A 12,425-nucleotide genomic window follows, 5' to 3' on the forward strand; every position below is an offset into this window, starting at 1 on the left:
GTGCGATGCCGACGCGTCGCTGTTGCGGCCGAAGGACCATGCGTGTCCTTCCGTCTGGGGCGAAGCCCCCGCGGCCAGGATTATTTCTCATTGGCACCGAAAAACGAGAGGATGGCGTCGTCAAGGTTGACCACCTTCTTCTCGGCGCTGCCGCGGCCTGCCGCCTCGTGCCGGGCGATGCCGCCCTGTTGCGGCACAGGCGTTGCGAACAGGAGCGAGATGTCGGATTTCGCGGATGACGCGGGCGGCGGGGAGAGCGGCGCCGGGAAGGGCGCGGGAACCGTATCCGCCGGGGGAACTGACGGCGTGTCGGCGACAGCTCCGACCTGGGGAGAAGGGGCCTGAAAAGCGCGCTGGTCGAATTCCCCCGATTTGAGACGCCGCATCATCTCCTTGTGCTGGTCCTTCATCAACTCTTCCACCACCGCCTCAAGGTTCTCGATCTTGAGGATGTCGGCGTAGCTGGTCTTCTTGGAACAGAGGATGACTCCCCCCCGGTAGAGCAGGGTAATGATGTGGGGTGAGGCGACACCGCTGTCCTCGGTTTGAACGTGGAACACCTCTCCCCGGTACATGACGTTGTGGTTGAATCCGAGAACCATGGGCAAACTCGTACGCGAAATAACGTAACCGATCAGACGTTAACACAAAAGCAGTAGTAACCGCAATAGGTTAAATAGTTGAATAAAAAAGAACTCCGCGTCAAATCGCCACGACAGGTCACCCTTCGGCGCCCAACAACCGTTTGATCCGGGCAACCGCCTCCATGGCGTCCCGGGCATAGAGATCGGCGCCGATCCGGTCGGCATATTCCTGGGTCACCACCGCCCCCCCACCATGGTAAAGGTTTTTACCCCGGCGGCCTTGAGCCGCCTGATCACGTTGTCCATCTCGGACATGGTGGTGGTCATGAGGGCCGAGAGCCCCACCGCGTCGACGGCGTGCTCCTTTGCCTTGGCGATGATGGTGGCCGCCGATACGTTCTTGCCGATGTCGAAGACCTGAAAACCATGGCTTTCCAGCAGGGTGCAGACGATATTTTTGCCGATGTCGTGGATGTCGCCTTCCACGGTGGCCATGAGGATGCGGCCGCGGCTTTCGAACGCCTGTCCCTGCATCTCCTCCTTCAGGCGGACGAAACCGGCCTGCATGGTGTCGGCCGACTGCATGACCTGGGGCAGAAAGAAGATGTTCTTCTCAAAGCGCCGCCCCACCTCATCCAGGCCGGGCAAAAAGCCCTCGTTGCTCACCTGCATCGGAGCAAGCCCTTCCCGCAGGGCCTCTTCCACCAGGGGGACGATGCCGTCCTGGTCGCCGTCGATAACCGCTTGGGCGAGGCGTTTGCGGATAGAGAGCGGGGTGCCCGGGGCAGCCACCGCCTGAGCGGCCGCCGCTGTCGGTTCGCCGCGATAGGCTTCGATATAGGCCGCCGCCTGGAGATCGCGGTTCAGCAGCACCATGGCCGAGCGCCAGGCCGCCATCATGGCGCCGTCCTTGGGGTTGATGATGGCGGCATCCAGCCCGGCCTCCATGGCCATGGCGAAGAATGCCGACGAGATCAGCGGCCGCTGGGGCAGGCCGAAGGAGATATTGCTGACCCCCAGCACCGTGGCGAGCCCCAGCTTCTGTTTGACCAGCCGGATGGCCCGCAGGGTCTCGGCGGCCCGTTTCTGCTCGGCGCTGACCGTCAGGGTCAGGCAATCGATGATGATGTCGGCGTCGGGGATGCCGTAGCGCCGGGCGGCGTTGCGGATGCGGCGGGCAATGGCCAGCCGCCCCTCGGCGGTATCGGGGATCCCCTTCTGGTCCAGGGCCAGGCCGATGACGGCAGCCCCGTACTTTTTAGCCAGGGGCAGCACACGGCGCAGACTCTTGGCCTCTCCGGAAACCGAATTGATCAGCACCTTGCCGTCGGCCGCCTTGAGTCCCCGCTCCAGGGCGGCCGGATTGGACGAATCCAGTACCAGCGGCACGCCGGCGGCAGCGGCGGCACAGAATACGGCACGTTCCATGGCGGCCGGTTCGTCGATGCCCGGGGCGCCTACGTTCACGTCCAGCAGGGTCGCTCCGGCCTCCACCTGCTCCATGGCCTCGCGGCGGATGTAGGCCACCTTGCCGTCCTGAAGCTCCTGGGAGTAGGCCTTTTTCCCGGTGGGATTGATGCGCTCGCCGATGATGGCGGTCTTGTGGCCGCCCCCCACCGCCGTCCAGGAGGAACGTCCGGAAAGGAACGTCACCCCTGCCGTCTCCGGGCAGGGCCGCCAGGGCTGCTGCATCGTGCCGAGCGCCGCCTTCATGACGCGGATATGGGCAGGCGTGGTGCCGCAGCAGCCGCCGATGACGCGCACCCCCGCCGCGATCATCCGTTCGTGATAAGCGGCCATCTCCTGCGGCGTACCGGGAAAGACGGTGGTGCCGTCCACAAGCTGCGGCAAACCGGCGTTGGCCTGGGAGATCAGCGGCAGGCCGGTCACCGTGCGCATCCTGCAGAGAATATCGTAGATGCCGTCAACCCCCAGCCCGCAGTTGGAGCCGACGATATCGGCCCCGGCAGCGGCCAGGGTGACGGCGGCGGACTCGGGGGGCGTGCCCAGCACCGAGCGGCCGTTGTCGTCGAAGGTGAGCATGGCGATGACCGGGATCGTCCCGGATACCTCGCGGATGGCGATCAGGGCGGCGCGGCATTCCTTGATGTCCAGAAACGTCTCCAGGCTGATCAGGTCCGCTCCGGCATCGATCAAGGCCGCCGCCTGCTCGCGGAAGGCCCCCTTCATCTCGTCGAAGGGGATCTCGCCCAGCGGCTCCACGAATTGGCCCGTGGGGCCGATGGAACCGCCCACGTACGCCCTCCCGTCCGCTTCTTTACGGGCTATTTCGACGGCACGGGCATTGATCTCGGCCAAACGCCCTTCCAGGCCGAAGTGGGCCAGTTTGAAACGGCTGCCGCCGAAGGTATTGGTGATGATGATGTCGGCCCCGGCCTCGATATAGTCGCGGTGCACCGATGCCACGACTTCCGGCATGGTCAGGTTGAGCTCTTCGGGGGACTGCCCCGGTTTCAAGCCCCGCTCCTGGAGCAGGGTGCCCATGGCCCCGTCGAGAATAAGCACCTTTTCGTGGAGAGCTTCGAGGAATGGTTTCATCAGTTTCCCTTTTTCGGTATCGGTATGGATGGTGCGCCGGCCAGGGCCGGCCCGGACGTTTGTTCCAGAGAATAGTCCGGCGCCAGGGGGGCGGACAGGTCCAGATGGTTGAGCACGGTCGAGCCGTTTCCCGCAACGGTCAGTTTCACCCGGCTGATCTGGGGGTAGTTGGCGCAGACCGTATCCACGAGGGAGTACACCGCCATCATCTCCGCCGAGCTGCCGGACGGCAGGTCCGCGGCGAACTCCCGGCTCAGGTCCACGACGGCCGTACCCCCTTCGAGGCGGACACTGTTCAAGGTGGTGCTTTCCGGCAGGGCCTCGTCATAGTCCCCCAGGGGACCGCTCAAGAGCGCATCCAGCGTATCCTTGATGCAGGCCCCGGTCTCGCGGCACGGTTCCAGTTCCCGGGCCTCGCGCACCAGCCGGGTGCCGTCGGCCACGAAGAACAGCACCGCCGTACGCGTGCCCGAAGGCTGCCTGGTTTGCGGTGCCGTGGGGATCTTGTAGCTGGTTTGGTACTTTCGCCAGAGCATCCCCCGAATACCAGGGCGATCACCAGAAACGGCAGTACCAGGCCGATATTGACACGCTTGCGCCGGACCGATGGCATGGCTCAGCACTCCTCTCCGTCGTTGTCCAGGTCCACCTGATACACATCCCCCAGGCGCCCCCCAGGAAACGGTTCCCCACCCGGATGAAACCTGCCGGGATGTCGCTGACGTAGTAGTGATGGTTCCCCTTCTCCGCGGCAGGCCGCAGGAGGTGTTTGTCGGCCAGGATGGCGGCCACGGTCCGGGCGGTCTCCTCAGCCGAATCCACCAGGGTGACGTCCGGCCCCATGATGTCGGCGATGAGCGGCTTGAGCAGCGGGTAGTGGGTGCAGCCCAGCACCAGGGTATCGATGCCGGCTTCTTTGAGTTCCTGCAGGTAGCTTTCGGCCGTAAGGCGCGCCACCTGATTGTCGGTCCACCCCTCTTCCGCCAGGGGGACAAACAACGGGCAGGCCCGGGTCAGCACACAGGCGTCGGGCCTGAGACGCTTGATGGCACGGGTATAGGCGCTGCTCCGGATGGTCCCGGCGGTGCCGATCACCCCCACCCGCCCGCTGCGGGTCACTTCGGCCGCCCGGCGCGCCCCCGGCTCGATCACCCCCACAACCGGCAGGGAAAATTGCCGCTTCAGGCCGGGGAGCGCTACGGCAGAGACGGTGTTGCAGGCCACGACCAGCAGCTTGATATCCCGCCGGAACAGGAACGAGGTAATTTCGTGGGCGTACCGGGACACGGTTTCGGGGGATTTGGTGCCATAGGGCACCCGGGCCGTGTCGCCGAAATAGATGGTATCTTCCTGGGGAAGCGCCCGAATGATCTCGCGCAGCACCGTCAGCCCCCCTACTCCCGAATCGAATATGCCGATGGCCTGCCAAGACACGCCTGAACCCCTCCTCCGATATCCCCTAAACGCTGATTGAATTTGAAATTATATACTCCTTTCCCTTTCCGAGGCAAGCCATTTGACGGACCGGGGCAATCGCCGGAATGCTTCTTTATTGTCCTTGACAAATCAGGAACCACTTATTACCTTGAAACCAAGAACTAGCACTCCCTGATGTTGAGTGCTATTTTTTTGGGGTTTGGCCATGGACGTGGAACTGTCGACCAGAAGCAGACAGATACTTGAAGCGATTGTCGAGGATTACATTGCCACCGCCGAGCCGGTGGGCAGCGGCTCCGTGGCGCGCAGACACGCCCTGCCCCTCTCGACGGCCACCATCAGAAACGTCATGGCGAATCTCGAGGAGATGGGGCTTTTGACCTCGCCCCACACCTCGGCCGGCCGGGTGCCGACCGAAAAGGCCTACCGCCTCTACGTGGACTCCCTGGTGGCGCTCCGCCAGGTCAGCCGCGACGAAAAGAAACTGATCATACGCCGCTGCCGCGAAGCGGGGGCCGGGCTTCTGGGGATTCTCAAGGAAACCAGCCGCACCCTGTCGTCGCTCTCCAATTATATGGGTCTCGTGGTGGCGCCCAGCTTCACCGCAGACGTATTCCGCCATATCGAATTCATCCGCATCGGGAGCCACAGGGTACTGGCGATCCTGGTGTCCAGCAACGGCACGGTGCAAAACCGCCTGGTGGAAAGCGACACGGAATTTTCCCAGGGCGACCTGGTCGCCATGGGCAATTACCTGAACGAGTTGATGCAGGGGCTGACCATCTCCCAGGCCCGCAAGCGCATCGTGGAAGAGATGCACACCGAGCAGGTGCAGTACGACAGCCTCATGCTGCGCGCCCTGCGCCTGAGCGAGCAGGCCGTTTCCGTCGAGGGTGACGAGATCTTCGTCGAGGGGCAGGCCCGTATCCTCGACCAGCCGGAATTCAGTGATGTGGGGCGCATGAAGGACATTTTCCGCGCCTTCGAGCAGAAGGGGCAGTTGCTGAAGCTCCTGGAGCGCTGCATGTCCGCCGACGGCGTACAGATCTATATCGGTTCCGAATCCCCCTTGAGCCAGTCTGCCGGCGTCAGCCTGATCACGTCCCGTTTCGTCACGAGCAGCAATACCGTCGGGCTGCTGGGGGTGATCGGCCCCACCCGGATGGGCTACTCCAGCGTTATCCCCATTGTCGATTACACCGCCCGCCTCGTGAGCAGGATGCTCGCGGAAACCTGAACCGAAGCGCAGCACTATCTAGAGAAAAGGAATCATAAGCAACCATGAAAGCGCACGATACCGTTGAACCGAAGAACACCGAACAAGCCGCCGCCCCGGGTACTGGCGCTGCCGACCAGGCCGCTGCCGGAGCGCTCGAGGTCGAGCCCTTGTCCCTCGAGGAGCAACTGGCCGCCAAGGAAAAGGAAGCACGGGAGAACTGGGACCGCTTCCTGCGGGAACGGGCCGACCTGGAAAACCTGCGCAAACGGACCAACCGCGAAAAAGAGGAATTGCTCAACTACGGCTACAAATCGCTGATCGAGGAGATCCTGCCGGTGCTGGACAACCTGGAGCGCGCCTTGGGCCATGCCTCCGAGGACGGGCTGCCCGCCCTGGTGGAGGGGATCCGCATGACTCACACCATGCTCCTGACCTCGCTCCGGAAATTCAACGTGACCCCGGTCGAGGCGGTCGGAGCCCCCTTTGACCCGGCCTTCCACCAAGCCATGGCCCAGGTGCCGACCGGGGAATTCCCCCCCAATACGGTGGTGGAGGAATACCAGAAGGGCTACCTGTTGAAGGACCGCCTGTTGCGCCCGTCCATGGTATCGGTGTCAACTGCACCCAAGAACCCGGAAGCCTGAGAGGGGAGCCGGGGGGGGGCGGGACGTTCGCCGGCCGCCCCTCCCCTGACCGCTTCACACATTATTTTCGCCGGGCCCTTGTTTTTTCCCAAAACGATGACTAGTTTGATTTCTACAGGAAGATATGAAAAGGAGGATTATCCGTCATGAGTAAAGTAATCGGAATCGATCTGGGAACCACCAACTCCTGCGTCGCGATCATGGAGGGTGGCGAACCGGTTGTTATCGCCAATTCCGAGGGAAGCCGTACGACTCCCTCGATGGTGGCTTTTGCCGACAATGGTGAGCGCCTCGTGGGACAGCAGGCCAAACGTCAGGCCGTCACCAACCCGGAAAACACCCTGTACTCCATCAAGCGCCTGATCGGCCGCAAGTTTGAAACGGATGCGGTCAAAAAAGACATCGCCATTTCGCCTTTCAAAATCGTCCGGGCAGACAACGGCGACGCCTGGGTCGAGGTGCGCGACAAACGCTATTCCCCCCCCGAAATCTCGGCCATCGTGCTGCAGAAGATGAAGAAGACCGCCGAGGATTACCTGGGCGAGACCGTCACCGATGCCGTCATTACCGTGCCGGCCTATTTCGATGACTCCCAGCGCCAGGCCACCAAGGACGCCGGCAAGATCGCGGGCCTGAACGTCCTGCGTATCATCAACGAACCGACCGCCGCCGCCCTGGCCTACGGCCTGGACAAGAAGAAGGACGAAAAGATCGCGGTCTTCGACCTGGGCGGCGGTACGTTCGATATTTCGATCCTTGAACTGGGCGATGGCGTATTCGAGGTGAAGTCCACCAACGGCGACACCTTCCTGGGGGGCGAGGATTTCGACCAACTGGTGATCGACTGGATCGCCGACGAGTTCAAAAAGGACCAGGGCATTGACCTGCGCGGCGACAAGATGGCCCTGCAGCGTCTGAAGGAAGCGGCCGAGAAGGCCAAGTGCGAACTCTCCTCCTCCGTGGAGACCGACATCAACCTCCCCTTCATCACCGCCGATGCCTCCGGTCCCAAGCACCTGACGCTGAAGCTTTCCCGCGCCAAGCTGGAATCGATCTGCGCCCAACTGCTGGCCAAGCTGGACGGCCCCTGCCGCACCGCCTTGAAGGATGCCGGCCTCTCCCCCAGCGAGATCGACGAGGTTATCCTGGTGGGGGGCATGACCCGCATGCCGGCCGTACAGAAACGGGTCGAGGACATCTTCGGCAAGACCCCCAACAAGGGCGTCAACCCGGACGAGGTGGTGGCCATCGGGGCAGGTATCCAGGGCGGCGTGCTGAAGGGCGACGTGAAGGACGTGCTGCTTTTGGACGTCACCCCGCTGTCGCTCGGCATCGAAACCCTGGGCAGCGTCATGACCAAACTGATCGAAAAGAACACCACCATACCCTGCCGCAAAAGCCAGGTGTTCTCCACCGCAGCCGACAACCAGCCGGCCGTGTCCATCCATGTCCTGCAGGGTGAGCGCGAGATGGCGCGGGACAACAAGACCCTCGGCAATTTCGAACTGACCGGTCTGCCGCCCGCCCCCCGCGGCGTGCCCCAGATCGAGGTCACCTTCGACATCGACGCCAACGGCATCGTCCACGTTTCGGCCAAGGACCTGGGCACCGGCAAGGAACAGTCCATCCGTATCACCGCATCCTCGGGCCTCTCCAAGGAAGAGATCGACAAGATGGTGCGCGATGCCGAGGCCCACGCGGAAGACGACCGCAAGAAACGGGAAGCCATCGAGGCCCGCAACCATGCCGACAGCATGGTCTACAGCACCGAAAAATCCCTCAAGGAGTTCGGCGACAAGATCGACGCCGTTGAAAAGGGGAATATCGAGAACAAGATCGCCGAACTGAAGAAGGTTATGGAAGGCGAAGACGCCGAAGCGATCAAAAAAGCTACCGACGAACTGGCCCAATCGGCCCACAAACTGGCCGAGGCCATGTACGCCAAGACCCAGGAGGCCGGGGCCGAGGGTGAGGGTGCTGCCGGCGCCGAGCAGTCCGGCGCGTCGAAACACAAAGACGAAAAGGTTGTCGATGCTGATTTCGAAGAGGTGAAGGAAGAGAAGAAATAGGCCGGAATAACGGGTAAACGGGTAACTTCATCAAGCACGGGCAGGCCTCCTCCGGGGGCGCTGCTCGTTGCGTTATCAGAGGCTGTTGAAAAAACCCAGGTTGTTCAAAAATAGTCAGATCGTCGCACCCGCAGAAGACCCTGCGGAGGCGTAGCAGCGCTACGCCGCACAAAAGGGACTTCGAGGATGGCGGCGAGATGGCTGTTTTTCAACAACCTCATCAAGGACACTATTTTGGCAAACGGCGAAAAACGCGATTACTACGAGGTGCTGGAGATCCACCGCAACGCCTCCGAGACCGAGGTCAAGAAGGCCTTCCGCAAGATGGCCATCCAGTATCATCCCGACAAGAACCCGGATGACAAGGCGGCCGAGGAGAAGTTCAAAGAGGTGACTGAGGCCTACGAAGTCCTTTCCGACGCCGAGAAGCGCGCCCAGTACGACCAGTTCGGCCACGCCGGCGTCTCCGGGGCCGGTTTCGGCGGTGGCGGATTCGGCGGGTTCGGGGCCGGTACCCCCTTCGGCGACATCTTCAGCGACATCTTCGGCGACATCTTCGGTGGCGGCGGGGGTGGACGCGGACGTGCCCAGGGGCGGCGCGGCGACGACCTGCTCTACAACATGGAGATCAGCTTCGAAGAAGCCGCCTTCGGCACCGAGCAGAAGATCGAGGTACCCTTTGCCAAGCGGTGCGGGACCTGCAACGGCTCCGGCTCGAAACCGGGCACCGAGCCGAAGGTTTGCCCCACCTGCCGCGGAGCGGGCCAGGTCCGGTATCAGCAGGGTTTTTTCAGCGTCAGCAAGACCTGCGGCCAGTGCAACGGCGAAGGCAAGGTCGTGGACAATCCCTGCCCGGATTGCCGCGGCAAGGGAAGCGTCAAGGACACCAAGACCCTCTCGGTCAAGGTGCCGGGCGGGGTGGAAACCGGGTCGCGCCTCAAGCTGACCGGCGAGGGGGGCCAGGGCAAAGGCGGCCCCAACGGCGACCTCTATGTAGCCATCAACGTCAAGGACCACCCCATCTTCCAGCGTGAAGACAACAACGTCATCTGCGAAATCCCGATCAGCTTCATCCAGGCGTCCCTGGGATGCGAGCTGGACGTGCCGACCCTGGACGGCAAGGTCGCCATGAAGATCCCGGACGGCACCCAGTCCGGCAAGATCTACCGCCTGCGGGGCAAGGGCATCCCCTCGCTGCAGGGCTACGGCCGGGGTGACCAGTTGGTGATCATCAGGGTGGAAACCCCCACCAACCTCAACAAGAAACAAAAGGAACTGCTGGAGGAGTTCGCCAAGATCAGCGGCGAGGAGGTCCACCCCCTGAAAAAGGGGTTCCTCGACAAGGTCATGGACATCCTGAGCTGACGGCCCGCTGCGCCATCCTTTAAGTGGGGAACGGATACGGGATGCCCGCGTCAAATTGACTTGCCGGGCATCCCGTTTTGCATTACTATTCCACGAAATCGAGTCCAGACCTGTCAGAACGGAGCGCATGCATGGACAAACAGCAGCTGGCGGAAAAGGCGACCGAGACGCTGCGCCCCTTTGAAACCGCCAACCTGATGAACACGATTCAGCACCTCACCCTGAATCAGATCTTCACCCACCCGGCGGTTTTGCTCGTTATCACGGCGGTTTTTTTCTTCGGCGTCGTCAAACGGTCGAAGACCGTCCTTTTGACGCTGTTCACCCTGATCGGGATGATCGTCATCGTCCGCTTCGCCATGCCGGCACCGGGCGAGGAATTGTCCATGAAATCCATGCTGCCGTTCATCGGCGGCGGCTTGGTCATCGGCGGCGTGATCATCTACTTTTCGCTCATCAAGTCGGACTGAATCCAGGAGAAGGGGCGTTATTTCATGAAAATCGACAAGCGGGACTGGCTGTTCATCGGGCTCATCGTTGTGGTGCTGGGGGTATTCTTCGCCATCTCCGGCAAAGAAAAGACCAAGTTCGTCCCCCTGGACGACAAGCATAAACCGTTTTACGACACCTTCGCCCAAACCGGCAGCAAAAAGGAAGCAGAAAAGGGGTGTGAAACCTGCCACAATGAAAAAGGGGTCCCCTTCCCCCCCAACCACCCCCCCAAGAACCGCTGCCTCCTCTGCCACAAGCTGAAACGTTGACGAGTGTTCAGGCAGTCTCCGCGTCAGGAGGCTGCCTATTTTTTCACCTTGCTCAGACTATTTTCCCTTCACCGTGGGGCGGTATCGGACCGGCGCCACACCTAACCATTCAACCGCCGAAACGGCGGGTTGGCCACAGAGCCGCGAAGGTTCTGGGGCAAATGTTTTTCCCGGTTCAATTTAAACGGCATCTCGTTTTGGCCCTGATTTTGCTTCGTTCTTTACCGAGCCGCACACACCTCACGTAAAAAAACGAGCGCGCTATGGCAGCCATCTCCTCCGACACATCCCGAAAACCCCGCATCTCCTACCACGAGTTCTATACCGATGGCTTCACCCCCCGCGAGCACTACCGGCCGTTGTGGGAGCATATCCAGTCGGTCGGCCAGAACGCCTTTGAGGCCAAGGTCCACGAATCGCAACTGGCCCTGCACGCCGAGGGGGTCACCTTTACGGTTTACGGGGATTCGGACGAGGGGATCGAACGCATCTGGCCCTTCGACCTGATCCCGCGCATCATCCCGGCCAGCGAGTGGAACATCATCGAATCGGGCCTCAAGCAGCGGGTCCGGGCCCTGAACCTGTTCCTCAAGGACATCTACCACGACCAGCGCATCCTCAAGGACGGCGTCGTGCCGGCCGAACTGATCTACCAGGGCAAGGACTTCCGCCGGGAGATCATGGGCGTCGACCCGCCCCACGACATCTACACGCACATCAGCGGCATCGACATCATCCGGGACGAGGACGGCAAATACCTGGTGCTGGAGGACAACCTGCGCACGCCCTCCGGCGTATCCTACATGATCGAGAACCGGGTCATCGAGCGCCGCATCCTCCCCGAGTTCTTCGCCAAATACCGCGTGCGCCGGGTCGAACACTACCCGGCCCTGCTGCTTGAGGCGTTGCGGGCCGTATCGCCCCGCGGCACGGGGCAGGCCGAGATCGTCGTGCTGACGCCGGGCATCTACAACTCGGCCTATTTCGAGCACACCTTCCTGGCCAAGGAGATGGGGGTGGAGCTGGCCGAGGGGCGCGACCTGGTGGCCAAGGACGACGTGGTCTACCTGAAAACCACCACCGGCCTGCAGCGGGTCGATGTCATCTACCGCCGGGTGGACGACGACTTCCTCGACCCGCTGGTGTTCAGGTCCGATTCCACACTGGGGGTAGCCGGGATCATCAACGCCTGGCGGGCCGGCAACATCGCCATCGTCAACGCCCCCGGCAACGGCATTGCCGACGACAAGGCGGTCTATCCCTATGTCCCCGACATCATCCGCTACTACCTGGCCGAGGCCCCCATCCTGCAGAACGTCCCCACCTACCAGATGACCGACCCCGAGGAGCGGGCCTACGTGCTGGACAACCTGGAACGCATGGTGGTCAAGGCGGTCAGCGAATCGGGCGGCTACGGCATGCTGATGGGGCCGGCCTCCACCCCGGCCCTGCGCAAGGAGTTCGCCGCCAAGGTGCTGGAAAATCCCCGGAACTACATCGCCCAGCCGGTGGTCCAGCTCTCGCGCCACATCTGCTACATGGACGGGGAACTGGAGGCGCGCCACCTGGACCTGCGGCCGTTCATCATCTACGGCGACGACATCGACGTGGTGCCGGGGGGGCTGACCCGCGTCGCCCTGACCAAGGGATCGCTGGTGGTCAATTCGTCCCAGGGGGGCGGCAGCAAGGACACCTGGGTCCTGGCCGAGTGAGGAAACGCGCCGCATACAGACAGGCTGTCGAAAAATCAAGGTTGTTCAAAAATGGTCAGATCGTCGCACCCGCTC

The 12,425-nt window shown here is 62.3% G+C and carries 9 protein-coding genes and 2 pseudogenes; 7 read left to right on the forward strand and 4 right to left on the reverse strand.

Annotated elements, in window-relative coordinates; genetic code table 11:
• Positions 1-80: 80 nt before the first annotated feature.
• The 4 genes and pseudogenes from FO488_RS20120 to murI all read right to left on the reverse strand — a co-directional run bounded on the left by FO488_RS20120 (position 81) and on the right by murI (position 4,577).
• Positions 81-602: a hypothetical protein gene (locus tag FO488_RS20120; RefSeq protein WP_240731939.1), complete on the reverse strand. Its 522-nt coding sequence runs from the start codon at positions 600-602 to the stop codon at positions 81-83.
• A 118-nt stretch (positions 603-720) separates the two neighbouring features.
• Positions 721-3,143, reverse strand: a pseudogene (locus FO488_RS13875) (homocysteine S-methyltransferase family protein).
• The gene (locus tag FO488_RS13880; RefSeq protein ID WP_149211105.1) at positions 3,143-3,679 is read right to left on the reverse strand and encodes a GerMN domain-containing protein; all 537 of its coding nucleotides are present in this window, start codon (positions 3,677-3,679) and stop codon (positions 3,143-3,145) included. Before FO488_RS13880 ends, FO488_RS13875 begins: the two are co-directional and overlap by 1 nt.
• Positions 3,680-3,759: 80 nt before the next feature.
• A pseudogene (gene murI / locus FO488_RS13885) lies at positions 3,760-4,577 on the reverse strand (glutamate racemase).
• A 208-nt stretch (positions 4,578-4,785) separates the two neighbouring features.
• Here murI and hrcA point away from each other — a divergent pair.
• From hrcA to FO488_RS13920, 7 genes are all read left to right on the forward strand, one after another.
• Positions 4,786-5,817, forward strand: coding sequence for a heat-inducible transcriptional repressor HrcA (gene hrcA, locus FO488_RS13890; protein WP_149211106.1), 1,032 nt, complete (start codon positions 4,786-4,788; stop codon positions 5,815-5,817).
• 44 nt (positions 5,818-5,861) lie between these two features.
• Positions 5,862-6,443 (forward strand): nucleotide exchange factor GrpE, encoded by a 582-nt coding sequence (gene grpE / locus FO488_RS13895; RefSeq protein WP_149211107.1) that lies wholly within the window; start codon positions 5,862-5,864, stop codon positions 6,441-6,443.
• 146 nt (positions 6,444-6,589) lie between these two features.
• Positions 6,590-8,512, forward strand: coding sequence for a molecular chaperone DnaK (gene dnaK / locus FO488_RS13900; protein WP_149211108.1), 1,923 nt, complete (start codon positions 6,590-6,592; stop codon positions 8,510-8,512).
• A gap of 186 nt (positions 8,513-8,698) precedes the next feature.
• Positions 8,699-9,877, forward strand: coding sequence for a molecular chaperone DnaJ (gene dnaJ, locus FO488_RS13905; protein ID WP_149211109.1), 1,179 nt, complete (start codon positions 8,699-8,701; stop codon positions 9,875-9,877).
• A 131-nt stretch (positions 9,878-10,008) separates the two neighbouring features.
• Entirely contained in the window at positions 10,009-10,347 is a 339-nt protein-coding gene (locus FO488_RS13910; protein WP_149211110.1) for a hypothetical protein, read from the forward strand.
• A gap of 24 nt (positions 10,348-10,371) precedes the next feature.
• Positions 10,372-10,638, forward strand: a complete 267-nt coding sequence (locus FO488_RS13915; RefSeq protein WP_149211111.1) for a cytochrome C — start codon at positions 10,372-10,374, stop codon at positions 10,636-10,638.
• A 263-nt stretch (positions 10,639-10,901) separates the two neighbouring features.
• A complete protein-coding gene (locus FO488_RS13920; protein ID WP_149211112.1) occupies positions 10,902-12,350 on the forward strand; it encodes a circularly permuted type 2 ATP-grasp protein in 1,449 nt (482 codons plus the stop codon).
• Positions 12,351-12,425 lie beyond the last annotated feature (75 nt).

The organism is Geobacter sp. FeAm09 (assembly GCF_008330225.1).
GTDB lineage: Bacteria > Desulfobacterota > Desulfuromonadia > Geobacterales > Pseudopelobacteraceae > Oryzomonas.